Origin of the sequence: Geothrix paludis (assembly GCF_022808815.1) — a bacterium.
Taxonomy (GTDB): Bacteria; Acidobacteriota; Holophagae; order Holophagales; family Holophagaceae; genus Geothrix; species Geothrix paludis.
Genome location: NZ_JAKZLC010000001.1, coordinates 192,547 through 216,137, shown reverse-complemented (window position 1 = coordinate 216,137; position 23,591 = coordinate 192,547). Strand labels below are relative to the sequence as shown.

Genomic DNA, 23,591 nt, shown 5'->3' with positions numbered 1-23,591 from the left:
TTCGAGGGCCACGGGACTGGCAGGGGATTTCAGCCCTTTCGCAAGGACTGATCGGCTCAGGTTCTTACTGGTCAAGAACCGTGAGTGGATTGGGTAAATTCAGGTTTCCATAAGCCTGCACCCCCTGTAGAAAATCGGGACCGGCGGCCATTGGGCTGAATTCACGTCTCAGACACAAGACCGGACCAAGGTCTTCGCGGGCATGTCACAGGGAGCCGGGAACCTTTCTCCCATCGGCCTGTCGGCCTCTAGGAGACCCCATGAAGCGCACGCGCACCCTCAGCCTGGCGGCACTCGCCCTGGCCACCCTGCCCGTCTCGGCCCAGACGGCGAAGATCGGCGGCGACATCCAGCTCTGGTACACGCAGATGACGGACAGCAACCTCCGGTACAACAGTGCCGCTCCTGGCGGGTACTACAACCTCCGCAGCGAATTCAAGGAGAATACGTTCGCCATCCGCCGCACCGAGATCAAGGTCTCCGGCAACATCGCCGAGGGCGTGGATTACGAGGTGATGTTCGATCCCTCCATCTCCACGGGGACCTCGAACCCCAGCATCCTCCAGGACGCCTTCGTGGTCTGGAAGCCCGTGGCCGGCATCGACGTGAAGGCCGGCCAGTTCAAGGACCTCCAGACCTACGAGGGGGTGACCAGCTCCACGGAACTGCTCTTCGCAGAGCGCAGCCAGCTGGGCCGGATGTTCGGCGACAAGCGCGACCGCGGCCTCGCCCTGGGTTTCTCCTACGGCGATCCCAAGGGCTTCGCCGGCAAGGTCACCGCCGCCGTCTTCAACGGCATGAACGATGCCGCCTCCGGCAAGGCCAACGACACCAACGCCCAGAAGGACTTCGTCCTGCGCCTGGACTTCAGCCTCGGCCAGGCGCACAAGTTCGGCGCCTACACACTCCAGGGCGGTACGGACGTGGCCGACAAGGGGAATCCCCCCGCCTCCATCGCCGCGAACCCCGGGGGCCTCTGGCCGAGCCAGACCGCCATCTACGACAACAAGGACAAGACCACCAACCTGGGCGCCTTCTACGCCTACCAGGACGGCACCTGGACCTTCACCGCGGAGTACATGACCGGTCTGCTCGGCCGCCGCTTCGCCACCCTCGCCGCCACCGCCCCTGTGGTGAAGCGCGAGCACCTGGACCAGAAGTTCACGGGCTACTACGTGACGGGCGGCTACACCTTCGGTCCCCACAGCATCCTGGCCCGCTACGACCTGATGAACCTCAACAGCGGGGACGACTGGTACACGGCCACCAACCCCTACACCACGAACGTGGCCACCGGCCTGCCCACCGGCACCGACTACAGCCCCAAATACACCGAGGTCACCGTCGGCTACACCTACGCCTGGATCCCCGAGAAGGCGAAGGCCGCCAACTTCAAGCTCAACTACATCGCCCGCAGCAAGAACTTCCTCCGGCCCTTCGGCACCGAGACCGGCGAGCAGGGCGGGAACACCGTCGTGGCGGCGCTCCTGGTCGCCTTCTGACCTGAGCCGGAACGTATGGGAGCCCCCGGGAGACCGGGGGCTTCTTGGTAGGTGAGGCACCTGGTTTGGACAAGCCGCCGTTTCAGCTCACAATCGCCTTGTAGCTGGGGCTGCCCCTGCTCCATTCGAGGCTGCCGTGAAGCAACTGAAGATCCTGGGCCAGCTCCTCCTCCTGGCCCTGATCTACCTCCTGGGCAATCAGGTCGCCCGTCTGGCTCACCTGCCCGTCCCCGGCAACGTGGTCGGCATCATCCTGCTCTACCTCCTGCTCAACCTGGGGGTGGTGCGCCTGGAACACGTCCAGGAGGCTGCGGACTTCCTGCTGAGGCACCTGGTCTTCTTCTTCATTCCTGTGGCCGTGGACCTCATGAACTGGGGCGGCGTCTTCTACCGCTACGGGCTGGCCCTGGCGCTCGCCATCGTCCTCAGCACGGCCCTGACCTTCCTCGGGGCCGGCGCCATCGCGCAGTGGCTGGAGAAAGATGGTGCATCATGCACGGACTGATGATCCTGTTCTCCGTCCTGCTGACCGTCGGCGCCTACCTGCTCTCCAAGGCCCTGTACCTCCGGTACAGGCATCCCCTCCTGAACATCGTGCTGCTGGGCGCCGGCCTCGTCATCGCCACCTTGCTGGCCCTGAGGATCCCCTACCAGTCCTACGTCCCGGGTCAGCGGATCATGACCTGGCTGCTGGGTCCCGCCACGGTGGGCCTTGCGGTTCCCCTCTACCGGCAGCGGAGCCTCCTCCGGCGCCATCGCCGGGAGATCTTCGCAGGCGTGGGCCTCGGCGCCCTCGCCTCGATGCTGACCGCCGGCCTGATCGCCCTGGCGGCGGGGCTGCCGAAAGACGTGCTTCTCTCCCTCCTGCCCAAAAGCGTCACCATCCCCTTTGCCGTCGAAATCGCGAGGATCCACGGGGGCAGCCCCGGCCTGGCATCCGCCATCGTCGTGGCGACCGGCACCCTGGGATCCGTCTTCGGCGGCACCCTCCTGACCTGGGCGGGGATCAAGGCCCCCGTGGCCCGCGGGCTGGCCCTGGGCACCGGCGCCCACGGCCAGGGCACGGCCATGGCATTCATGGAGGGCGAGCGCCAGGGTTCCATGGCCGGCCTGGCCATGACCCTGGCCGGCATCACCACCGCCACTTTCGCCCCCCTGATGGTGCGGTTGCTGCTTCGGCATTGACAAGGCTTCCCTGGCCCACATCGTGAGCGGCCTTCCCACCCACTCGCCCTTCGTGGATATGGAGGTGGTGCAGCCCTGAAGGAAGATCCCACTGAGGGCGTCCCGCGCCCTTGGTCGGGCCGGCAGGGCGGTGGATACTTGAGTGGATGATGGATTGGACGAACTTCTCGTGGGGTCCGTTCGAAGGCAAGCTGCTGTGGGACATCCTCCGCAACCTGGCCCTCAACGGCATGGGCGCGTATTTCGTGACCCGCCTGAGCGCGGTGCGCCGCGCCCTCACGGGGACCCGCTCCCGGCGCCTGGACACGCTGGTGCTCATCCTGGTCTTCGGCCTGTTCTCGATCCTCGGCAACTTCCTCGGGCTGCCCATCCACGGGGCCCTCGCGAACACACGCATCGTCGGGCCCATCGCCGGCGGGCTGATCGGCGGGCCCTGGGTGGGGGCCGGGTCCGGCATCTTGGGCGGCCTCGTCCGCTATGGCATGGGCGGCTACACGGCCCTGGCCGCCCTCGTGGCGAACGTGCTGGCGGGCCTCGTGGGTGGCTGGGTCCAGACCGGGCTGGGCTATCGGCGGGTCACCGTTCCCGTGGCCTTCCTCACGGGCGTGGCGGGGGAGCTGGTGCTGAAGGCCTGCATCCTGACCTTGTCCAAGCCCTTCGACATGGCCTGGAAGCTCGAGAAGACCATCGCCGTGCCCACCCTCCTGGCGAACGCCACCGCGGTGGCCATCTTCCTCCTGGTGGTGAAGGACGTGTACCGGGAGCAGGAGAAGGCCACGGCCGACGCCCGCACCCAGGCGCTCCAGGTCCAGGCGGAACTCCAGGCCCTCCGGGCCCAGGTGAACCCGCACTTCCTCTTCAACACCCTGGCCACCATCGGCGCCCTGACCCGCACCAGCCCCGACCGGGCGCGGGAGATCGTCAAGCATCTCTCGGAGTTCCTGCGGAGGTCCCTGCACCGCCGCGAGGAGCAGATTCCACTGGCCGAAGAGCTGAAGTCGGTCGAGCTCTACCTGGGCATCGAGAAGGCCCGCTTCGGCCCCCGGATCGCCAGCCGGATCGAGGTGGACCCGGCCCTGTCCCGCGTCCTGGTGCCCGTGTTCTCCGTCCAGGTCCTGGTGGAGAACGCCATCAAGCACGGGATCGGCCCCCGGCCGGAGGGCGGCCAAGTGGCGGTGACGGCCAGGCGCGAGGGTGGACGGCTGCTCATCCGCGTCGAGGATGACGGGCTGGGCCTCCCCCAGGACCGGCTGGATCAGATCAACCGCCGGGAGCCCAAAGGCTACGGGGAAGGCAGCGGACTGCGGAACCTGCAGCGCCGCCTCGAGCTATTGTGTGGCGATCCCGCGGGGCTGACGCTCTCGCGGGTCGGGGAGGGCGCCGGAACGCTGGCTACCCTGGACCTGCCCCTGAGCGAGGAGGTCCCATGAAGCGACTCAAGGCCGTCCTCGTGGACGACGAGCCGCTCATCTGCGGGGAGCTCAAGTGCCTGCTCGAGGAGCAGGGCTGGGCCTGGGTGGTGGGCGTGTACCACGATGGCCCCTCGGCCCTGGCCTTCCTCGAGGCGGAAGGCGCCGACCTGGTCTTCTTGGACGTGGACATGCCGGGCATGGATGGACTGGAGGTCGCGCGACGCCTCCTGTCCCTCCCGAAGCCTCCCCGGGTGGTCTTCGTGACCGCCCACGCCTCCTTCGCACTGGAGGCCTTCTCGGTGAAGGCCGTGGACTACCTGCTCAAGCCCTTCGACGCCAGCGATCTCCGGCGGGTGGCGGAGCGGGTGCTACCGCAGCCGGCCCCGGCCCCGCACCTGGACCGCGAGCCCTGGGCCCGCACCCTCCTGGTGGAGCACGGGGCCAGCCTGGAAGTGGTTCCCGTGTCCGATATCCGCCTGGTGCTGGCACGGGAGCGGGAAGTGCTCGTCGAGACCCTCGACGGCCGCCAGTGGCCCATCCGCGCCAGTCTGCGGGACCTGGAGGAACAGCTCGATCCCCGGATGTTCATGCGGTGCCATCGCAACTTCATCGTGAACCTCGACCAGGTCCAGCAGCTCACGCCCTGGTTCAACCACGGCTACCTGCTGAAGCTCCGTGCCCCCCGGGACCAGAAGGCCGTCGAGGTGCCGGTGGGCCGGGCCTACGCCGACCGGATCCGGACCCACTTCCACCTTTGAGCCATCCATGGGGCCGCTCGTAGGCGCCTGAGGGCCGTTCGTCGCCCGGGGCATTTTCTTGACCCCCTTGTCGCGATCTGATGCCTGTGGCGGGCCGAGGGGCCCGATTGCGCACCGACGAGGAGGATGGACATGGGTCCAAGGAAAATCGCATCGCTGGTGGCCGCGTTCGCGCTGCTCGCCGCGATCCTGTGGCTGACGCCCGCCGTCAAGGGGCTCAGCCCTCAGGGCAAGGCCTCCATCGCCGTGGCGGTCTTCGCCATCGTGGTGTGGGTCACGGAAGCGCTGGAGGATGCCCTCAGCGGCCTCGTGATCGTGTTCCTGCTGGCGGTTCTGAACGCGGTCCCCCTGGCGGCGGCGTTCGGCGGGTATTCCAACACCGCGCTCTGGCTCATCGTGATCGGCTTCATCATGGCCGGGGCCATGGAGAAGTCCGGCTTCTCCAAGCGGGTGGCCCTCTGGCTCGTGGCCCGGGCGGGAGGCAGCATCATCCGCATCTACTGGGCGGTGGCCCTGGTGATGGCGGTCATGACCTTCCTGGTGCCCTCCATCACGGCCCGCACCCTGCTGATGCTTCCGATCATCCTCGGCATCGGCCAGGCGGTGAAGGCCGAGCCCGGGAAGAGCAACACCATGAAGGCCCTGATGTTCATCGTGGCCATGAGCGGCACGATGATGAGCCTGGGCGTGCTCACGGCCCACGTGGGCAACCCCATCACGGCGGGCCTCATCGAGGCGGCCACGAAGCGCGCCGTCTCCTGGTCCTACTGGCTGAAGGTGGGCGGCATGCCGGCCTTCCTGCTGGCGTTCCTCAGCGTGTTCGTGATCCGCTGGATGTGGCCCCCCGAATCCGAAGCCGCCAGCGGCGGCGCCGACTACATCCAGAAAGAGCTCGAGGCCCTCGGTCCCTTCTCGGCTGCCGAGAAGTACACCCTGGCGGTCTTCCTTCTGACGCTCCTCCTCTGGGCCACGGACGCCTTCCACAAGGTGAACGTCGTCCTCGTGGGAGCGGCCTCCGTCATCGCCCTGCTCTGGCCGGGCAAGGGCATCATGAAGTGGAAGGAAGCCCAGACCCGGGTGCCCTGGAACGTGTTCGTCCTCTACGGGGCGGGCCTCTCCCTGGGGACGGCCCTGGCATCCTCTGGCGCGGCCAAGTGGATGGCGGGCGTCTTCCTGGGTCCCATCGCCGGGATGCCCCATGTCATGCAGGTGATCATCCTCATCTGGGTCGTGACGGCCCTCCAGATCTTCTTCACGGGGGGCGGCCCGAAGACCACGGCCCTCACGCCCATCGTCATCGCCCACGCCCTGGCCATCGGCGTGGACCCCATGGCCTTCGCCCTCGTCCTCGGCATGAACATGCAGCACCAGTACCTGCTGCCCGTCACCAACATGCCCAACGCGGTCGCCATGGGCAGCGGCCATGTCACCTCCCGGGAGATGATCCGCACGGGCGCCGTCATGAGTGTGCTGGCGGCCACCTTCATGTCCCTGGTCGCCCTGACCTACTGGTACTGGCTCGGCCTGACGCGGTGATCCCATGACGACCTTCACCGCATTCGAACCGGAGGTGCTGGACGGGTTCCGCGACGCCGTGGGCCGCGAGCACGTCATCGAGTCGCCCCTGGAAGTCTTCGGGTACTCCTACGACGCCTCCTTCCTGGCCCTGGACCGGAACACCATGCCCCAGGCCGTGGTGCGCCCCCGGACCACCGCCGAGATCAGCAGGGTCATGGCCCTCGCCCATGAGCGGCGCATCCCCGTCACGCCACGGGGGGCCGCCAGCGGCCGCACCGGCGGGTCCGTACCGCTGCAAGGGGGGATCGTCCTCTCCCTGGACCGCATGACCTCCATCCTGGAGCTGGATACCGCCAACATGATGGTGAGCGCCGAGCCCGGCGTGCGCACCGTGGACCTCCACGACCACTGCGCCCGCCACGGGCTGTTCTTCCCCCCGGACCCCGGCAGCTGGAAGTTCTCCACGCTGGGGGGCAATGTCGCCGAGAACGCCGGCGGCATGCGGGCCGTGAAGTACGGGGTGACCCGGGACTATGTGATGGGCCTGGAGGTGGTCCTGGCGGACGGCTCGATCCTCGAGACCGGGGGCAAGGCCGTGAAGAACGTCACCGGCTACGACCTCACGGGCCTGTTCGTGGGCTCGGAGGGAACCTTGGGCATCGTCTCCCGGGCCCTCTTCCGCCTCCGTCCCCTGCCGAAGGCCCGGGGCGTCCTCCGGGTGGTCTTCCGCACCATGGACGAGGCCTGCGCCGCCGTGCAGGAGATGCTGCTGGACGGGGTCACCCCATCCGCCGCCGAAATCATGGACGCCACCTGCCTGGAAGCGGTGGCCCGGGCCCGGAACACCCAGGTGGAGGAGGGAGCCGGCGCCTGCCTCATCCTGGAGATTGATGGAGACGGCCCCGAGGCCCTGGAAGCCCAGTCCAGGCGGATCGAGGCCATCACCGACAGAACCGGGCGCATCGCCTTCCGTTCCGCGGCCTCCCGGGAGGAGACCGAGGCGATCTGGGCCGAGCGCCGGGGCCTCAGCTCCGCCGTGGCGGCCATGGCCCCGAACCGGCTCGGCGAGGACATCTCCGTGCCCCGCAGCGCCTTCCCCGAAGTCGTGCGACGCATCAACGCCATCTCGGCCTCCAGCGGGCTCCCAATCCCCGTGTTCGGGCACGCCGGGGACGGTAACCTCCACCCCTCCGTGCTCTGCGACCTCGCCGACCCCGACCAGGCGGCCCGGGCCCACCGGGCGGTGGACGGCATCTTCCAGGCCGCCCTGGACCTGGGGGGAACCCTGTCCGGAGAGCACGGCATCGGCATCACCAAGCGGCCCTACTTCGCCGACGCCGTAGGGCCCGTGAGCCTGGAGACGCACCGGGCCGTCAAGCGGGCCCTGGATCCCCTGGGGCTCCTCAACCCGGGGAAAATATGGTGACCGCCACCACGAAGGCCGGCCCGGGGCCCTTCGCGTCCGCCCGGGGGAAGGTGCTGGGCTGCGACCGCTGTGGCACCTGCCTGCCGGTCTGCCCGCTGTTCCAGGTCCAGGATGTGGAGCGGGCCAGCGCCCGGGGCAAGAACGCCCTCGTGCGGGGGCTGGCCGAGGGCCTCATCCCGCCCGACCGGGAAGCCCAGGAGGCCCTGGAGTTCTGCCTCCTGTGCCGGGCCTGCACGGACGCCTGCCCCGGCAAGGTCCCCACGGACGAGGCCATGCTGCAGGTCCGCCAGGCCCTCGCTGACACGCTGGGCAGCACCCCGCTCCGCAGCCGCTGGATCGGCCGGGTGCTCCGCCGCCGGAGGATGGTCGGCCTGGGTGCCGCCGCCCTCGCGGGACTGCGGGCCGTGGGGCTCCACCGCCTGCTGCCGTCCCAGCTGGTGCCCCGGGAGACCTCCCGGCAGGCCTACCTTGAGAAGCACGCGGGCCCCGCCCTGCTGGGCGCCCCCGCTCCGAGACCGGAACCAGCCCTCCATCCCGGCGCCAAAGTCGCCTACTTCCAGGGCTGCGGCATGAAGCTGCTCTTCCCGGATGCCTCCCGAAGCACCCAGCGGATCCTCGCCCAGCTCTCGCCCTTCCAGCGGCCGGACCATCCCTGCTGCGGCCTGCCCCACCTCGCCCACGGACAGCGCGAGGCGTTCCTCGAGCTGGCACAGGAGAACATCCGGGCCTTCGAGGGTGCGGACCTGGTGGTGACCGACTGCGCCAGCTGCAGCGGAACTCTCAAGCACCTGGCCTCGTGGTTCGCGGGGGACTCCGTCTGGGAGGACCGGGCCGCGCGATTCTCCGCCAAGGTCATGGACCTGACGGAGTACCTCGCCGCGGCCGGCTACCGCCCCCAGGCGCTTCCCGGAGCCACCTTCACCTACCACGACCCCTGCCACCTGGCCCGGGGCCAGGGGATCCGCCGCCAGCCCCGGCAGCTCCTGGAGCAGGCCGGAAAGCTGATCGAGCTGAAGGAGAAGGAGCGCTGCTGCGGCGGCTCCGGCAGCTTCCACCTGGAGCACCCCCGCGCGGCCGAGGCCATCCTCCGGCGCAAGCAGGAGGACATCCAGGGAACCGGAGCCCAGGTCGTCGTCACCGCCTGCCCCGGCTGCCTGATCCAGCTGACCCGTGCCGCCGAGCAGAGCGGCGGGGCGTTCCAGGCGATGCACATCAGCCAGGTCATCTGAGCCGCACGGCTGCTCGGGCCGGGACACCTTCGCCGAATCGGTCGTGTCCCGGCCGAAGGCTTGGAGGAGAATCCCGCCTTCCGAGCGAGCGATGCCTGATCTCCACCCCCGGGTTCTACGCAGGGTCACTCAACCGTGGGAGGCGACGGTGGGCGAGGGGGAGTCTATCCCTACAAGCAACGAGGAATAGGTGATCAGTGAGGTTGCCATAGACAGCGAAAAATTTACATATATGCCTAGCTAGCCTATAGCCCAAGCTGACACAGCAGAATTGGTAAGGTCCCAACAGGATTTGAGAACAATTTTCGATAGGGGTACCGGCCAGGAATATCCCTACCCGACTCGACTTAGAGCAACGTGCTCATGAGCTCGTTCACGTAAGTGTCAGGTTCATCCTTGGCTGAAAGGATGTGGTGTTCTCTGTATTCGGCAGCATCAGCCTTCTTCTTTGAGTCTTGCTGACTCATCCAGGCGCTAGAGCTACTTCCCCTGGTCAGGAGATGAAAGCCGGGCTGCCCCTGACTGCGGAGGAGCAACGGTCCGCGGAATCGCTTATCTCCATAGCCCGCAGAACGGTTCTGGCTGTGTAGTGCCGCTTGAGGTGCTGCAGCTATCTCGGCCTATCGAAACAAGCTTGTCCCGATATCCAGCAACGAAGCCTGGAAGACCATCCATTGAAAGAGGAAGGAAGTGAGCAAGTAAGACTTTGGGAGCCAAGGATCGAAGGCTCAAATCATTTCGCCCCGACCACAAGAGAGTCATAACATCGATTTTTGAAATACTGAAAGCCTAGTCGCGCAAGTGGCCGGACTCTTCCCTGTCAGGCAGATGTCCCCAAATGTAAACGTAAGTCCAATGGGAGCTTCTGATGTAGTCGATCTCATACCAGACCGATCAACCCAGTGGCCCAAGGAGAGAACCTCACATGGCCTGGATTGAGGCCCTTGTTGGGAACCTTGTATCCTGGGTCAAAGGAATGAGGTTGGCGCACTTTGCAATAGTGTTGGCGCCTTAGGATAAGGCGTCGAAGGGGTATTCTCCTTACGCTTGGGTCCATGGGGCGACACCCGCCCACTCACCCAGGAGGCCAGCATGACCCAGCCCGTAGCCCTCATCACCGGCGGCGCCACCGGAATCGGCAAGGAGACCGCCAAGATCCTTGCCGCCAAGGGCGCCATCGTCTACATCAGCGGACGCCGCAGCGACGTCGGAGAGGAGGCCGTGGCCGAGATCCGGGCGGCGGCTGCCGGGAGTGGCGGCGACGCCTTCTTCGTCCAGAACGACGTGAGCGACGAGGAAGCAGTCGCTAGCATGTTCTCCGACATCCTGTCCCGGCATGGACGCCTGGACATGGCCGTGAACAATGCGGGCATCAACACGGAGTCCAAGACCCTGGCGGATTCCGACACCCAGGCCTTCCGGGCGATGCTGGAGACGAACGTGCTCGGGCTTTACCACTGCATGAAGCTCGAGATCCGGCAGATGCTCGCACAGGGGCACGGCTCCATCGTGAACCTGGCCTCCATCGCCGGGCTCAACGGGATTCCCTGGACCGGCACCTATGCCGCCACCAAGCACGCCGTCGTTGGCTTGACCAAGAGCGCCGCGCTCGACCACGCCACCCAGAACGTCCGGATCAACGCCGTCGCCCCGGGCGCCATCCACACCGACATCATCGACGCCTCCATCGCCCTCGGGGTTTACGACACATCTGCCATCGCGGCCATTCACCCCATGCAGCGGATGGGCAGGCCCGAGGAGGTCGCCCGCGCCATCTGCTGGCTGCTTTCCGACGAGGCTTCCTTCGTGACCGGCCACATCATGAACATCGACGGCGGCTTCCAGGCCAAGTAGACGTCCGATCTACGGGAGGTTCCCCATGGCCATCCAGAGTGCAGACCAGGTCAAGATCCCGCAGGCCACCTGGATCGGGCTGACGGCCTTGGGCATCCGCCCGGCGGAGGCGCTCCGCCAGGCCCGGCTGCCCGCGGCCCTGGTGGCCAAGGGGAGTGCCCTCACCACGGAGCAGTTCTTCGGTCTTTGGCAGGCCATCGGCCAGCTCACGGCCGATCCCGCCGCCGGGATCAAGCTCGTCACGAGGATCGACCCTTCGCAGCTTCCGCCCTCCCTCATCGCGGCCTACCACGCCCGCGACCTCCGGGACGCCCTGGCCCGCGTGGCCCGGTTCAAGCACCTGTGCGCGCCGGAACTGCTCCATGTCACCGAGGATGGCGACACCTGCGTGGTCGAGCCGGAGTGGGTCCACGCGGATCGCGAGGTCCCCGGGCTTCTGGTGGATGCCACTTTCAGCTCCCTCGTCGAGCTGGCGCGGAAGGGAACCCGGACGGAGCTGCGGCCCGTTCGCGTGGAGCTGAAGCGAGACGGTGGTAGGTCCGAGGCGCAGCGCGAGTTCTACGGATGCCCCGTGCGCTTCCGGTCCACTGGAAACCGCCTCGTCTTCCGCCGGGAGGATCTGGACCTCCCCTTCGCCTCCTACAACGCGGAACTGGTGGAGATGCTCACGCCGCAACTGGAGCTGGCCTCGAAGGTCCCTTCGCCCAAGGCGACGGCTTCCGAACAGGTCAGGAGGCTCCTGCGCCAGTTCCTGTCCGCCGGAAGACCGGAGATCGAAGCCGTGGCGAAGGAGCTGGGCATGAGCGGGCGGACGCTGCAGAGGCGCATCACGGAGGAGGGGAGCACCTTCCGGGACCTGCTCTCCCAGGCCCGCCGGGAACTGGCCCAGGAATACCTGGGAGATCCCGGGCTGGACCTGAAGGAGATCGTCTACCTCCTCGGCTACGAGGACGCGCCGTCCTTCTACCGCGCCTTCCGGCACTGGGAGGGGACGACGCCCGCCATCTGGAGATCCCGCAGTTCGCGGGTCGAGCACGACCGCCTGGGGCCGTCCCCGGGCCATTGATGAAAGGAGTGGAACGATGAACGACGCGAGGGTCCTCCAGTTGTCCCAGGCCATCCAACGGTATTTCGACGGGGAGAAGGGCGAGATGCTGGCCATCCTCGCCGGTTCGCTCGCGATGCTGATCCTGGCAGCGGGGCTGTTCATTCACTTCAGGGATGGCTTCGCCCGCGGCTTCGGGCTCGCCGTCCTGGCCGGGGTGCTGCTCTTCTCGGGCGCGGCCACCTCGCTCCTGCTGCGGGACCGGGCGCACCAGGTCGTCCTGCTGGAGGAACTGCAGGCCGGTTCCGCCGAAGGGGTGGCCGCCCGTGAATCCGATCGCATCGAGGTGGTCATCTCGAAATACCCGGCATACCGGTACGCCTCCTTGATCCTGGGGGCGATCGCCCTGGCTGCTGCGGCCTGGATCTCACGTGGGTGGGTGATGGGGAGTGCCGTCGGCGTGCTGCTGATCGCCGCGGCCCAACTGACCATCGACCACTACTCGGAAGCCAGGGCTCGGGCCTACCTTCAGCAGGTATGGCATGGTTCAAGCGCAGCCCAGAGTTGAATCCACAGGAGTGGTGCGAGCGACTGTTACCGGAACAATGACCTTGAGGATCTGGTAGCCGTGATGGACGGTCGGCCTGAATTCATCGAGGAGACCAAGGCGGCGGACCCCACACCATGCAGACCCTGGAGGCATGGCACCTTCAGGAATCCCGCCGCCTCCACCTCCTGTTGGTCGGGATGCTTCGTTCCGAGACCTACGCCCACAACCTCCGCCCTCTCCTGCCAAGTCCTCAGGGTTGGTTCTCGATAGAGGTCGTTCGCTCCGAGTCGCTCCGAGGAAGCGGAGGCGACCATTGGAACCCGATGGGGCATCGCTTTGCATTGGGGGGCTTGAGCATCTCATCGAGCCGCTCCACGGCCTCCACGCCCTTGGCCTCGATGATCTGGCGCAGCTCCACCAGCAGATCCGCACGGGCGGTGTCAGGTCGGACCCAGCATTCATGGACCTTGGGTTGACCGACAGCGGGATCGCCACCTTGAAAGCCTTGCGATGCCTGGTGATCACTACGGACGGTCCACTGTGTGTACGCCTCCAGTCGCGAGGAATCCCCGTCTTCAATTTCCTCCACCTCAGCTCTCTACAGGCCTCGGTTAGAGGCAGGTAGGGAACGAATTGCAGATGCCAGCCTCGGGGTTTCTTCGGCCCTTTGTTGCTTGGATGTATAAAACGAATTAGGCCCAGGTTAATTGCCTGGGCCTAAGTGTTGCATTGAGTGGTGGTCCCGGAGCGACTCGAACGCCCGACCCTCAGATTCGTAGTCTGATGCTCTATCCAGCTGAGCTACGGGACCGCACTGAAAGAATGATTCTACCGGATCTGCGCCGGCTGTCCATCCCAAAGGCGCAGGGGCGCGGTGCGGGAGCCGTCGCAGGGGCGGCCGGTGAGGTCGGTGGCCAGGCGGTCCATGAGGGCGCGGGCGGTGGTGAGCTTGCCGCCGAGCACCATGGTGAGGTTCTGGAACTGAGCGTGGCGCTCAAGCACCGCCTCCCGGCTGAGGTGGGTCGTGGCGCCCCGGGCCGCCACCAGCGGCCGCACGCCCAGCTCCTCGGCCCGGACGGGCATCTCGCGCCAGGGGAGGATGGGCAGGTTGGCCTCCAGGGCGCCGAAGAGTTCCTCCCGCTCGGCTTCCAGGATGGGCACCCAACCGTCCGCCACCTCCCGCTCCGTGGTGCCCACCTGGAGCATGCCGTCCCGGGGGATCACGAAGAGGATGCGCCCCTTGGGTCGCCGGATGGCCCAGGGCCGCTCGCAACCGGGCACCGCGTCGAACCAGAGGTGGATGCCGGCGGACAGTCGCAGCCGCTTCCGCGTCTCGCCGAACCAGCGCGCCATGGCGCCGTCCGTCCATGGCCCCAGGGCGAACACCCAGCGGCGGGCCGCGAGCTGCCGCTGGGAACCGTCCCGGCGATCCACGAGGTGGAGGAGCTTCAGGCCGTCGCTGTCCTGATCGAACCGGTCCGCCTCGTGGAAATCCAGGAGCAGCGCCTCGCTGGAGGCCGCCAGATCCTTCGTCAGGTCCCGGTCCCAGGTCATGAGGTCCGCGTAGGCCGTGGCCCCGCGGAAGGGACCTAGGGTGGCCCGCGGATCGATCAGGAAATCCGGCCGAGGCACGCGCCCGAGGCGCAGGTCCGCGGGCCAGCCGGGCCGCTCGGAGCCCCAGAAGTCATAGAGGCCGATGCCCACGCGATGGGCGAGACCCTCCAGCCGCGTCCGGTGCGGCATCCAGAAGGCCTCCCACCGGCAGCGCTGGGGGGCGATGCGGGCCCAGGTCGCGCGCTCGGCCAGGCCCTCGCGCATCTGGCGGATGTCGCCCGTGAGCATGTAGCGGATGCCGCCGTGCAGGAGCTGACTGGACCACTGGCTGGTGCCGCCGCCCACCTCGCCGCGGTCCACGAGGGCGCAGGACACGCCGCGGAGCGTCAACTCCCGGGCCAGGGCCGCGCCATGGATGCCCGCGCCCAGGATGGCCACCTCCACCTCCAGGCGGGCGGGGAGCGCGCAGGATCCCTCGGGTGGGGCGGGCCAGGCCATATCCGACATGTTCACCTCGGAAGCAGTGTGCCGGGATTCCACCAGGATTCGTATGGTTCAATGGCCTCCATGACCCAGACGAGACTTCGCGCCATCCTGAACCTCACGGTCCTCGTGGCCGCCCTGGGGTATTTCGTCGACATGTTCGACCTGCTCCTCTTCCCCATCGTGCGCCAGCCCAGCCTCACGGCTCTGGGCGTGCCCCAGGGCGACGCGCAGGTATCGGCCACCTTCCTGCTGCTCAACGCGCAGATGGTGGGCATGCTGCTGGGCGGCATCCTCTGGGGCGTGCTGGGAGACAAGAAGGGCCGCCTGAGCACCCTGTTCGGCAGCATCGCCCTCTATTCCGTGGCCAACATCGCCAACGCCTTCGTCCACGGCATCCCCGCCTACGCGGTGTGGCGCTTCCTGGCGGGTCTCGGGCTGGCGGGCGAGCTGGGCGCTGCGGTGACCCTGGTGAGCGAGATCCTGCCCACGGACCTGCGGGCCTACGGCACGGCCATCGTGGCGGGCGTGGGGATCTTCGGGACCGTGACCGCCAGCCTGGTGGGCAAGTACCTGCCCTGGCGCGTGGCCTACCTCGCCGGGGGCGGCCTGGGCCTGCTGTTGCTGGCCACCCGCTTCGGCCTCCGGGAGAGCGGCATGTTCCGCGACCTCGGCCACCAGAACGTCAAGCGGGGAGACTTCTTCAGCCTGTTCACGAAGGGCGAGCGGTTCCTGCGCTACCTGCGCTGCATCCTCATCGGCCTGCCCACCTGGTTCGTGGTGGCCATCCTCATCACTTCCGCGCCGGAGTTCGCCCCCAAGATCGGGGTGAAGGGCCCGGTGAGCGCGGGCACGGCCGTAGCCTTCTGCTACAGCGGGATCACCCTGGGCAGCCTGGCCTCCGGCATCCTCAGCCAGGTGTGGGGCAGCCGGAAGAAGGTGGTGCTGCTCTTCATCCTCGGGGCCCTGGCCGGCGTGGCCGTCTACCTCACCCTGCACGGGCTCACGCCGGCCGCCTTCTACGCCCTGGCCGGCTTCCTGGGCCTGGCCACCGGCTACTGGGCGGTCTTCGTCACCATCGCCGCCGAGCAGTTCGGCACCAACCTCCGCTCCACCGTGGCCACCACCGTGCCCAACTTCGTGCGGGGCGCCGTGCCCCTCATCACCAGCAGCTTCGTCATGCTGCGGGGCCACCTGGGCTACATCGGCTCCGCCTGGACCGTGGGCGGCGTCTGCTTCGCCCTGGCCCTGGTCTCCCTGTGGGGCATGGCCGAGACCCACGGGCGGGACCTGGATTTCGTGGAGTAGGCCACGCCTCAGTAAACGGCGTCAGCTCCTCCATCGCGAAGCGGATGCGGGTCGCGAGCGGAGGCTGCACCGGCAGCCTCCCGAGCGGGGCCCCCGCACCGTTGAGCATCACCTGGCCAGCGGGCTTAGTAGACCGCGTCGGCTCCGCCATCGCGAAGCGGAGGCGGGTCGCGAGCGGAGGCTGCGCGGCAGCCTTCCGAGCGGGGGCCCCGCCCTGCTGAGCATCACCTGGCCAGCGGGCCTAATAGACCGCGTCGGCACCTCCATCAATCGGAATCACACACCCCGTCGTCCACCCGCTCTCGGATCCCAGCAGGTGCGCCGCCAGGGCGGCCACTTCGAGTTCGGTGCCCAGGCGCTTCAGGGGATTCACGGCCGACAGCGCGGCCAGGTCGCCGTCGGGATCCATGCTGGCGGCCAGACGGGCCTCCACCATGTCCGTGCGCACCGGGCCCGGAGCGATGGCGTTGCAGCGGATGCGCCGGGGCGCCCACTCCAGGGCCAGCACCTTGGCCAGCATGTGAACGCCGGCCTTGGCCACGCTGTAGGCGGCACTGTCCGGGATGGCCCGGAGGCCGATGTTGGAGCCCACCAGCACCACGCTGCCGCCAGGTTTCACCCGTGGGCCCAGGTGGTGGGCCATGAGCCAGGGGCCCCGCAGGTTCACCGCGATCGCGGCGTCGAAGTCGGCCGCTGACGTGGATTCCACGGAGCCCAGCAGCAACCCGCCGGCGTTCAGGAACATCCCGTCCAGCTCCGGGCACTCGCGGGCGAAGGCGGCCACGGCCGCGTCGTCGGTGTGATCGAGCACCACGTGGACCGCGTCGGGAAGCGTCTCCCGCAGCGTGTCCAGGCGTCGGCCCGCCAGGATCAGGTCCGCGCCACGATCCCGGAAGAGCCGTGCCGCCGCGCGTCCGATGCCGCTGCCGGCGCCGGTGACGAGGAGGCGCCGCCCCTGGAGGGCGCTCACGACTTCCCCGGCATCCGGAAGGAGCCCGTCCCCGGACGGGGCGGAGTCACCACGCCGCCGCTGATGGCCCAGGTCAGGGCCTGGTCGGCGCTGAGGTCCGCCGGCTGCACCTTGGAGGCCTCGATCATCACCACGTAGCCCGAGGTGGGGTTGGGGGCGGTGGGGATGTAGACCGCGATCAGGTTCTGCCCTCCCGGGATGGCCCAGGAGCAGTCCCGGCTGGCCACGAAGCCGAGGGTGTGGGACCCGGGATGGGGCCACTCCACGATCACCACTTCCTTGAAGCTGCCCCCCTGCCCCGATTGGATGGCGCCCATGAGCTGCCGGGTGGCGCCGTAGACGGTCTTCACCACGGGAAGGGACATCATCAACTCATCCATCCAGCCCAGCAGCTGGCGGCCGATGAAGTTGCCCATCAGGGCGCCCACCACCAGCAGCAGCAGGACGGTGACCAGGGCGGAAAGCGCGGCCAGCGCCCAGGTGGGCGGGTCCGGCATGTGGGTCAGGTGGGCCACCCAGGTGAGCGGTTCCCGCGAGATGCCCACCAGGGCCGTGAAGATGCCCTTGAGGATCCAGAGCGTCACGACGAGGGGCAGCAAGGTGAAGAGACCTGCGAGGAGGTACTTGCGGATCATTCAGTGTCCTTCGGTGTCCTTGTTTCCAGTCAGGCGGCCGTCCTCAGCCATGATGCTGGGCCCCACCACCTTCCAGAAGCCGTGGAAGTAGGAGATGGCGCTCCAGATGGCGAGGATGACGGCGCCCCAGAGCAGCAGCACGCCCATGCCCCAGAAGAAGCTGTAGGGCCGGTTGAGCTGGATGAAGAGGTGGAAGATGTCCTTGTGGGTCCACTCGTAGAGCCAGTAGTCGAGCCTGGGACCGAGGATGAGGCAGGAGATGGCCGCCACCTGGAAGCCCATCTTCCACTTGCCGATGGCGCCGGCCGGGATGGTGTGGCCTTCCTCGCTGGCGATCCCGCGCAGGCCCGTCACGGCGAACTCCCTGGCCAGGATGATGAAGGTCATCCAGGCCGGCGCCAGGTTCAGCTCCACCAGGGAGATCAGGGCCCCGGACACCAGCAGCTTGTCCGCCAGCGGATCCAGCAGCTTGCCGAGGGTGGTCACCTGCTTCCAGCGCCGGGCGAAGTAGCCGTCCAGGGCGTCCGTGATGGAGGCCGCCCAGAACACCAGCACCCCGATGACCTCGTGGTTCGTCACTTTGGTCATGAGCACCACAACCAGGACAGGGACCATGAGGATCCGCGCGAGCGACAGGACGTTGGGCAGGTTCATGGCGGGCGTTCGGCTCCGCATCCAGCCTACCGCCTTTTCCCGGAGGCAGCCGCCGCCCGGGCCCGGAAGGCCGTGACATCCGGGGATCCGGGGGCGAGGATATCTCCGGGAGGAGACCGCCGCGTGCCAGTCGAACCGCCGGAACCGCTGGCATTCAGGGATTGGCTTCGATCCGAGGCCCTGGCCGCCGGGTTCGCCCGGACGGGGTTCGCCGCCTGCGGCCCCTTCCGGGATGAGGAGGGGCATCTCCAGGCCTGGTTCCAGGAGGGCGGGGGTTCCCTGCTTCCCTACCTGGACCCGGCCACCCTCCTGGATCCACGGGCCCTCTGGCCCCAGGCCCGCACGGCCCTGGTGGGTTTCTTCCCCTACGCCCGGCCCGACGCCGTCCCCGGCGCGGCCCCCGACAGCCTCAAGCTCAGCCGCTACCTCTGGGGCCCCGACTACCACATGATCCTCAAGCCACGGCTGGCCCGCCTCCTGGAAGCGGCCCAGGCCCGCTGGCCAGGGCTGGAGGGTCGGGTCTGCGTGGATACAGCCCCCCTGCTGGAGCGGCAGCTGGCGGCCCGGGCGGGCCTGGGCTGGCAGGGCAAGCACACACTCCTCATCGTGGAGAAGGACGGCTCCTGGGGCTTCCTGGGGGCGCTGCTGCTGTCCGTGGAGCTACCCCCGGACGAGCCCTTCGGAACCCAGCAGTGCGGCACCTGCACTGCCTGCCTGGAGGCCTGCCCCAGCCAGGCCCTCTCGGCCTTCCGCCTGGATCCCGCCCGCTGCCTCACCACCTACACCATCGAGACCGAGACCGAGCCGCCCCCGGATATCGCCGCCGTCCTGGCTTCGAGCCGCTGGGCGGCGGGCTGCGACGTCTGCCAGGAGGCCTGCCCCTGGAACCGGGCTCCGGTCTGGGGGGATCCGGCCCTCTGGGGCGGCCCCAGTCCCCTCCACACCCGCCCGGCGGGGGATCTTCCCCGGGGCGCGGCCCAGTGGCGGAAACTCACCCGGCGGACCGCCCTGAGGCGCGTCCGGGACCGCCACTGGCGAGCGACCCTGGCCAGAATTCTGAACCCGTGAATTTTCATTGGTAATGCTTGGCTTTTTTTCCTATAAACAAACTTCCGGCCAAAGGTGGCCGCCTTGGTATTGAGGAGGCACCTCGGATGCCCATGAAGCACTGGACGGTCCAGGACGCCGCGACCCTGTACGGCGTGAAGGAGTGGGGGAACGGTTACTTCGGCATCAATGCCAAGGGCCATCTGGAGATCACGCCCACCAAGGACGAGTCCCTCAGTTGCGACGTCTACGAGATCGTCCAGCACCTGAAGAAGAAGGGCATCCGCACCCCCGTGAACCTGCGCTTCCCGCAGGTGCTGGACCACCGTGTGGTCGAGGTCAACGAGGCCTTCCGGCGCGCCATCATCGAGTTCGGCTACGAGGGCGGCTACCAGGGCGTCTACCCGGTGAAGACCAACCAGACCAAGGAGGTGGTCGAGGAGATCATCCGCTCGGGCAACAAGTACCACTACGGGCTCGAGGCCGGCTCCAAGCCCGAGCTGATCATCGCCCTCAGCCAGGACCTGCATCCCGAGGCCCTGGTGCTCTGCAACGGCTACAAGGACGAGTCCTTCATCCGCATGGCCCTGCTGGCCCGCAAGGCCGGGCGCAAGGTGGTCATCACAGTCGAGAAGATGACCGAGCTGCCTCTGATCCTGAAGGTGGCCAAGGAGCTCAAGGTCGAGCCGCTCATCGGCCTCCGCGCCAAGCTCAACGCCCAGGGATCGGGCAAGTGGGAGACCAGCGCCGGGGACCATGCGAAGTTCGGCCTCACCACCCGCGAGATCCTGGACGCCATCGAGGTGCTGGAGAAGCGCGACCTGCTGGACAGCGTCATCGAGCTGCACTTCCACATCGGCAGCCAGATCACGGACATCCGCAAGATCAAGTCGGCCATGAAGGAAGCCACCCGCATCTACGCCAAGCTGCGGAAGCTGGGCGTGCCCATCCGCTATCTCAACGTGGGCGGCGGCCTCGGCGTGGACTACGACGGCAGCAAGACCACCTTCAGCAGCTCCATGAACTACACCATCGCCGAGTACGCGGCGGACGTGGTCTACACCACCAAGGACATCTGCACCCAGGAGCAGGTGCCCATGCCCGACCTGCTCAGCGAGTCCGGCCGCGCCATCGTCGCCTATCACGAGGTGGTGGTCGTCGACATCATCGGCCTCATCGACACCACCCACACCAAGTACACGGTGACCCTCACCGGCAACGAGCCCCAGATCCTCAAGGAGCTGGCCTACACCCGCGACAACATCTCCGTGAAGAATTTCGCGGAGATGTACCACGACGCCATCACCCAGAAGGACGAGCTGCTCACCCTCTTCAACCTGGGCTACCTGGGCCTGGAGGACCGCAGCAAGGGCGAGACGCTGTTCTGGGAGGTCTGCCGCAAGCTCTCCCGCATCCTCAGCAGCAAGAGCCTGAAGTACGTCCCCGAGGAGTTCCAGGATCTCAACAAGAGCCTGGCGGACAAGCTCATCGCCAACTTCAGCATCTTCCAGACCATGCCGGACCACTGGGCCATCGAGCAGCTCTTCCCGGTGATGCCCATTCACCGGCTCAAGGAGAAGCCCGGGCTGTCGGCCACCCTCTGCGACATCACCTGCGACAGCGACGGGAAGATGGAGAAGTTCATCGACCTGAAGGACGTGCGCGACGAGCTCCCCTTCCACGAGCCCCGCGGCGGCGAGTCCTACTATGTGGCCTTCTTCCTGACCGGGGCCTACCAGGACATCCTGGGCATGCGGCACAACCTCTTCGGCGCACCCAACGAGGCCCACATCGTGGTGCACGAGGACGACACCTTCAAGGTGCAGCACCTCGTCATGGGCGACACGGTGGACCACGTGCTCCGCAGCGTCCACTACGATCCCGACGTGCTCATCCAGGGGCCCCAGACCAAGCGGAGGGCCAGCGCCAAGAGCGACGCCGCCGAGGCCCTGCGGGCGCTGCTCACCGAAGAGCGGAACCTGCACACCTACCTGGAAATATAGCTGTCAGCCGTCAGCTATCAGTAGGGAATCTTGTCCGTCTTGGCGCCCCAGGCGTGGAAGACGGGCAGGGCCTCCTCGCGGAGCACCTGGAAAGCGGGCAGGCTGCGCGCGTCGAGAGGGAGGGCCAGCTCGCGGTAGAGCCAGTCGTCGTCGAACTGGATGGCGGCGGCGTCCGCCCGGCCGTTGGCGTACCACACGCGGTCCAGGCGGGCCCAGTAGATGGCCGCCAGGCACATGGGGCAGGGCTCGCAGCTGGTGTAGATCTCGCACCCCCGCAGCTGGTGGGTGCCCAGGCGCTCGCAGGCCCGCCGGATGGCCACCACCTCCGCATGGGCGGTGGGGTCATGGCCCGTCGTGACCTGGTTCCAACCCTCCCCCAGGATCTCGTCGCCCTTCACGATCACCGCGCCGAAGGGTCCGCCTTCGCCCGCCTCCATGTGGATGCGGGACAGGTCGATGGCGCGCCGCATGAACCGCAGGGCATTCCCGTCTATCCTCATCGGCTTCCCCAGAGATGGCTCCGCTCCATGTTCACCGCGCTCAAAGATCCCAGCGCGGTTCAGGCCGCTGCTTCCAGAGCCAGATGATGTAGTCCACGTTCTTCGCCCCGGCGCCCAGGGCCTTGAGGCGGGTCATGTTCTGGGCGCGGTGGTGCTGGGAGTGCAGGCAGACCTGGGTCAGCGCCTCCCCGACGGAGACCAGGCAGGGCGGATCCGGGAACCACGGCACCCGCACGACGCGGGCCAAGGAAGCATCGTCGAGGCCCCGACCCAGGGCCCGGAAGGCTTCGTGGGCAGAGCGGCACCGGCGCAGCAGGTCGGGGAACGCGCCCACGGGAGGCTCTTCCGAAGGCGGCATCCCGCCTTTGAGGATGTCCAGGAAGGCCTCCTGGACATCCACCTGATGGCTGATCCTGGTCCGCAGCTCGGAATCCTCCGCGAAACCCGATTTGCCCCAGGCATGGAAGAACATCGCGTCCGCCCAGGCCTGGTGGCCAAGCAGATCTTTCAGTAGGCCGGTCATGGGCACCCCCCGGGCACTGGCCGATCATAGCGGAAGCACCCTACCCCAGGTCATCGCTCCGCCCGGATCCCAATCGTCGGAGAATGGAGACCAGACCATCACCATTCCAACGGGGGAGCGACATGGACATCCAGCGCATCGGCATCGTCGGCTGCGGACTCATGGGTTCGGGCATCGCCCAGTGCGCGGCCGAGGCGGGCTGCGAGGTCTGGGTGAAGGAGGTGGACGAGTCCCTGCTGACCAAGGGCCTGGCGCGGATCCAGGACACCTGGGGCCGCGCCGTGGCCAAGGGGAAGATCACGGAGGACCAGAGCACCACCTTCGCCCGCCGCCTCCACGGCACCCTCACCTTCGCCGCCCTGGCCGGCTGCGACCTGGTGGTGGAAGCCGTGCCGGAGCGCATGGATCTCAAGCTGGAGACCTTCGCCGCGCTGGACAAGGTCTTGGAGCCGAACGCCATCCTCTGCACCAACACCTCCAGCCTCACGGTCGCCCACCTCAGCCCGGTGCTGTCGCCGGGCCGCCTGCCCAACCTGGCGGGCCTGCACTTCTTCAATCCGGTCCCCGCCATGCCGCTGGTGGAGATCGTCCGCACCCTCGCCACGGACGGCAACGCCCTGGCCGCCCTGAAGGGCTTCGTCCAGCGGCTCGGCAAGACCGCCGTGCTGGCGCCGGACGCTCCGGGGTTCGTGGTGAACCGCCTCCTGGTGCCCTACCTGCTGGACGCCATCCGCTGCGCCGAGCAGAAGCTCGCCACGGTGGAGGACATCGACACGGGTATGAGGCTGGGCTGCGGCCATCCCATGGGCCCACTGCACCTCAGCGACTTCATCGGCCTCGACACCATGCAGAGCGTGGCCGAGGTGCTGTTCGAGGCCTTCGGGGAGCCCCGCTTCAAGGCGCCCTCGGTGCTCCGCCAGCTGGTGGCCGCCGGCCGCCTGGGCCGCAAGTCCGGCGCGGGCTTCTACCGCTGGGAGGGTGAGAAACGCCAGGAAGCCCTCCCGCTCTGAGCCACCTGAGGTACCCTGGCCCGGATGCTGGATCTCCTGCTCATCCCCGCCGCCATCCTGCTGGGCTTCGCCCTGCGCGCCGTCCGGCGGGGTGACCACCGGCTCCATGGGCACCTCATGGCCGCCACCGTGACGGTGGTCCTCCTCCGGGTGGTCCTGCACCCCCGGAGCCTGGGCCGGCACCATCTCCTCATGTGGCTGGTCCTGATGGGCGCCGCCGGCACGACCATCCTCCTGGGCCGCGCGGCCCTGGCCTGGCGGGAAGGCCGCAGCGCCCGCGCCTACCTCCCCCGCATTCACCGCGCCGCGGGCACTTTCACCCTGGTCCTGGCGGTGTTCACCCTCGCGCTGTGGTTCCTCCGTCCCAGGTAGGCCGGGCCCGAGGCGTTTTGAGGCGGATCCGAACGCTGGTTCAATGGACCTTT

At 67.8% G+C, this 23,591-nt stretch carries 22 protein-coding genes and 1 tRNA gene; 16 read left to right on the top strand and 7 right to left on the bottom strand.

Annotated features, from left to right (window positions below; all coding sequences use genetic code 11):
- Positions 1–260 precede the first annotated feature (260 nt).
- The 11 genes from MLE64_RS01000 to MLE64_RS00950 all read left to right on the top strand — a co-directional run bounded on the left by MLE64_RS01000 (position 261) and on the right by MLE64_RS00950 (position 12,497).
- Complete coding sequence (locus tag MLE64_RS01000) at positions 261–1,502, top strand: porin (protein WP_243314848.1); 1,242 nt, start codon at positions 261–263, stop codon at positions 1,500–1,502.
- Positions 1,503–1,638: 136 nt separating this feature from the next.
- The gene (locus tag MLE64_RS00995; RefSeq protein WP_243314845.1) at positions 1,639–2,007 is read left to right on the top strand and encodes a CidA/LrgA family protein; all 369 of its coding nucleotides are present in this window, start codon (positions 1,639–1,641) and stop codon (positions 2,005–2,007) included.
- On the top strand, positions 1,995–2,687 hold the full coding sequence (locus MLE64_RS00990) for an LrgB family protein (protein ID WP_243314843.1): 693 nt from the start codon (positions 1,995–1,997) through the stop codon (positions 2,685–2,687). The genes MLE64_RS00995 and MLE64_RS00990 overlap by 13 nt, the downstream gene beginning before the upstream one ends.
- A 149-nt stretch (positions 2,688–2,836) precedes the next feature.
- On the top strand, positions 2,837–4,117 hold the full coding sequence (locus MLE64_RS00985; RefSeq protein ID WP_243314841.1) for a LytS/YhcK type 5TM receptor domain-containing protein: 1,281 nt from the start codon (positions 2,837–2,839) through the stop codon (positions 4,115–4,117).
- Positions 4,114–4,857, top strand: a complete 744-nt coding sequence (locus MLE64_RS00980) for a LytR/AlgR family response regulator transcription factor (RefSeq protein WP_243314839.1) — start codon at positions 4,114–4,116, stop codon at positions 4,855–4,857. The genes MLE64_RS00985 and MLE64_RS00980 overlap by 4 nt, the downstream gene beginning before the upstream one ends.
- 132 nt (positions 4,858–4,989) lie before the next feature.
- A complete protein-coding gene (locus tag MLE64_RS00975; RefSeq protein WP_243314838.1) occupies positions 4,990–6,393 on the top strand; it encodes an SLC13 family permease in 1,404 nt (467 codons plus the stop codon).
- Positions 6,394–6,397: 4 nt separating this feature from the next.
- Entirely contained in the window at positions 6,398–7,801 is a 1,404-nt protein-coding gene (locus MLE64_RS00970; protein WP_243314836.1) for an FAD-binding oxidoreductase, read from the top strand.
- Positions 7,795–9,030, top strand: a complete 1,236-nt coding sequence (locus MLE64_RS00965; RefSeq protein WP_243314834.1) for a (Fe-S)-binding protein — start codon at positions 7,795–7,797, stop codon at positions 9,028–9,030. The genes MLE64_RS00970 and MLE64_RS00965 overlap by 7 nt, the downstream gene beginning before the upstream one ends.
- Positions 9,031–10,122: 1,092 nt before the next feature.
- Positions 10,123–10,884 (top strand): SDR family NAD(P)-dependent oxidoreductase, encoded by a 762-nt coding sequence (locus MLE64_RS00960; protein ID WP_243314832.1) that lies wholly within the window; start codon positions 10,123–10,125, stop codon positions 10,882–10,884.
- Between the two features lie 25 nt (positions 10,885–10,909).
- Positions 10,910–11,950: an AraC family transcriptional regulator gene (locus MLE64_RS00955; RefSeq protein ID WP_243314830.1), complete on the top strand. Its 1,041-nt coding sequence runs from the start codon at positions 10,910–10,912 to the stop codon at positions 11,948–11,950.
- A 16-nt stretch (positions 11,951–11,966) separates the two neighbouring features.
- The gene (locus tag MLE64_RS00950) at positions 11,967–12,497 is read left to right on the top strand and encodes a hypothetical protein (RefSeq protein WP_243314828.1); all 531 of its coding nucleotides are present in this window, start codon (positions 11,967–11,969) and stop codon (positions 12,495–12,497) included.
- Positions 12,498–13,213: 716 nt separating this feature from the next.
- On the opposite strand, the gene MLE64_RS00945 is transcribed toward MLE64_RS00950, so the two are convergent.
- Both MLE64_RS00945 and MLE64_RS00940 read right to left on the bottom strand, forming a co-directional pair.
- A tRNA-Arg gene (locus MLE64_RS00945) sits at positions 13,214–13,290 on the bottom strand.
- A 17-nt stretch (positions 13,291–13,307) separates the two neighbouring features.
- Entirely contained in the window at positions 13,308–14,540 is a 1,233-nt protein-coding gene (locus tag MLE64_RS00940) for an FAD-dependent oxidoreductase (protein ID WP_243314826.1), read from the bottom strand.
- A gap of 60 nt (positions 14,541–14,600) precedes the next feature.
- On the opposite strand from MLE64_RS00940, the gene MLE64_RS00935 reads away from it, so the two are divergent.
- The gene (locus tag MLE64_RS00935) at positions 14,601–15,824 is read left to right on the top strand and encodes an MFS transporter (RefSeq protein ID WP_243314824.1); all 1,224 of its coding nucleotides are present in this window, start codon (positions 14,601–14,603) and stop codon (positions 15,822–15,824) included.
- Positions 15,825–16,065: 241 nt separating this feature from the next.
- Here MLE64_RS00935 and MLE64_RS00930 read toward each other — a convergent pair whose 3' ends face one another.
- Genes MLE64_RS00930 through pgsA form a run of 3 tightly spaced genes read right to left on the bottom strand, consistent with a single transcriptional unit; the run spans position 16,066 to position 18,083 of the window.
- A complete protein-coding gene (locus tag MLE64_RS00930; RefSeq protein ID WP_243314822.1) occupies positions 16,066–16,794 on the bottom strand; it encodes an SDR family NAD(P)-dependent oxidoreductase in 729 nt (242 codons plus the stop codon).
- Complete coding sequence (locus MLE64_RS00925) at positions 16,791–17,429, bottom strand: DUF502 domain-containing protein (RefSeq protein ID WP_243314820.1); 639 nt, start codon at positions 17,427–17,429, stop codon at positions 16,791–16,793. The genes MLE64_RS00930 and MLE64_RS00925 overlap by 4 nt, the downstream gene beginning before the upstream one ends.
- A complete protein-coding gene (gene pgsA / locus MLE64_RS00920; RefSeq protein ID WP_243314817.1) occupies positions 17,430–18,083 on the bottom strand; it encodes a CDP-diacylglycerol--glycerol-3-phosphate 3-phosphatidyltransferase in 654 nt (217 codons plus the stop codon).
- Between the two features lie 123 nt (positions 18,084–18,206).
- Here pgsA and queG point away from each other — a divergent pair, with 123 nt between their 5' ends.
- The gene (gene queG, locus MLE64_RS00915) at positions 18,207–19,151 is read left to right on the top strand and encodes a tRNA epoxyqueuosine(34) reductase QueG (protein ID WP_243314815.1); all 945 of its coding nucleotides are present in this window, start codon (positions 18,207–18,209) and stop codon (positions 19,149–19,151) included.
- Positions 19,152–19,243: 92 nt separating this feature from the next.
- Complete coding sequence (speA, locus tag MLE64_RS00910; RefSeq protein ID WP_243314813.1) at positions 19,244–21,133, top strand: biosynthetic arginine decarboxylase; 1,890 nt, start codon at positions 19,244–19,246, stop codon at positions 21,131–21,133.
- 17 nt (positions 21,134–21,150) lie between these two features.
- On the opposite strand, the gene MLE64_RS00905 is transcribed toward speA, so the two are convergent.
- Entirely contained in the window at positions 21,151–21,633 is a 483-nt protein-coding gene (locus MLE64_RS00905) for a nucleoside deaminase (protein WP_243314802.1), read from the bottom strand.
- Between the two features lie 40 nt (positions 21,634–21,673).
- Entirely contained in the window at positions 21,674–22,156 is a 483-nt protein-coding gene (locus tag MLE64_RS00900) for a DinB family protein (protein ID WP_243314798.1), read from the bottom strand.
- 122 nt (positions 22,157–22,278) lie between these two features.
- Between MLE64_RS00900 and MLE64_RS00895 the strand changes: the two genes are divergently transcribed.
- Both MLE64_RS00895 and MLE64_RS00890 read left to right on the top strand, forming a co-directional pair.
- Positions 22,279–23,166, top strand: coding sequence for a 3-hydroxyacyl-CoA dehydrogenase family protein (locus MLE64_RS00895; RefSeq protein WP_243314797.1), 888 nt, complete (start codon positions 22,279–22,281; stop codon positions 23,164–23,166).
- Positions 23,167–23,190: 24 nt separating this feature from the next.
- Positions 23,191–23,538, top strand: a complete 348-nt coding sequence (locus MLE64_RS00890; RefSeq protein WP_243314794.1) for a hypothetical protein — start codon at positions 23,191–23,193, stop codon at positions 23,536–23,538.
- Positions 23,539–23,591 lie beyond the last annotated feature (53 nt).

What these genes read in the sequence shown, in the direction of transcription:
- MLE64_RS01000 (WP_243314848.1), top strand. Translation starts at nt 261, where the DNA reads ATGAAGCGCACGCGCACCCTCAGCCTGGCGGCACTCGCCCTGGCCACC.
- MLE64_RS00990 (WP_243314843.1), top strand. Translation starts at nt 1,995, where the DNA reads ATGCACGGACTGATGATCCTGTTCTCCGTCCTGCTGACCGTCGGCGCC.
- MLE64_RS00985 (WP_243314841.1), top strand. Translation starts at nt 2,837, where the DNA reads ATGGATTGGACGAACTTCTCGTGGGGTCCGTTCGAAGGCAAGCTGCTG.
- MLE64_RS00980 (WP_243314839.1), top strand. Translation starts at nt 4,114, where the DNA reads ATGAAGCGACTCAAGGCCGTCCTCGTGGACGACGAGCCGCTCATCTGC.
- MLE64_RS00975 (WP_243314838.1), top strand. Translation starts at nt 4,990, where the DNA reads ATGGGTCCAAGGAAAATCGCATCGCTGGTGGCCGCGTTCGCGCTGCTC.
- MLE64_RS00970 (WP_243314836.1), top strand. Translation starts at nt 6,398, where the DNA reads ATGACGACCTTCACCGCATTCGAACCGGAGGTGCTGGACGGGTTCCGC.
- MLE64_RS00965 (WP_243314834.1), top strand. Translation starts at nt 7,795, where the DNA reads ATGGTGACCGCCACCACGAAGGCCGGCCCGGGGCCCTTCGCGTCCGCC.
- MLE64_RS00960 (WP_243314832.1), top strand. Translation starts at nt 10,123, where the DNA reads ATGACCCAGCCCGTAGCCCTCATCACCGGCGGCGCCACCGGAATCGGC.
- MLE64_RS00955 (WP_243314830.1), top strand. Translation starts at nt 10,910, where the DNA reads ATGGCCATCCAGAGTGCAGACCAGGTCAAGATCCCGCAGGCCACCTGG.
- MLE64_RS00950 (WP_243314828.1), top strand. Translation starts at nt 11,967, where the DNA reads ATGAACGACGCGAGGGTCCTCCAGTTGTCCCAGGCCATCCAACGGTAT.
- MLE64_RS00940 (WP_243314826.1), bottom strand. Translation starts at nt 14,540, where the DNA reads ATGTCGGATATGGCCTGGCCCGCCCCACCCGAGGGATCCTGCGCGCTC.
- MLE64_RS00935 (WP_243314824.1), top strand. Translation starts at nt 14,601, where the DNA reads ATGACCCAGACGAGACTTCGCGCCATCCTGAACCTCACGGTCCTCGTG.
- MLE64_RS00925 (WP_243314820.1), bottom strand. Translation starts at nt 17,429, where the DNA reads ATGATCCGCAAGTACCTCCTCGCAGGTCTCTTCACCTTGCTGCCCCTC.
- pgsA (WP_243314817.1), bottom strand. Translation starts at nt 18,083, where the DNA reads ATGAACCTGCCCAACGTCCTGTCGCTCGCGCGGATCCTCATGGTCCCT.
- speA (WP_243314813.1), top strand. Translation starts at nt 19,244, where the DNA reads ATGAAGCACTGGACGGTCCAGGACGCCGCGACCCTGTACGGCGTGAAG.
- MLE64_RS00905 (WP_243314802.1), bottom strand. Translation starts at nt 21,633, where the DNA reads ATGAGGATAGACGGGAATGCCCTGCGGTTCATGCGGCGCGCCATCGAC.
- MLE64_RS00900 (WP_243314798.1), bottom strand. Translation starts at nt 22,156, where the DNA reads ATGACCGGCCTACTGAAAGATCTGCTTGGCCACCAGGCCTGGGCGGAC.
- MLE64_RS00895 (WP_243314797.1), top strand. Translation starts at nt 22,279, where the DNA reads ATGGACATCCAGCGCATCGGCATCGTCGGCTGCGGACTCATGGGTTCG.
- MLE64_RS00890 (WP_243314794.1), top strand. Translation starts at nt 23,191, where the DNA reads ATGCTGGATCTCCTGCTCATCCCCGCCGCCATCCTGCTGGGCTTCGCC.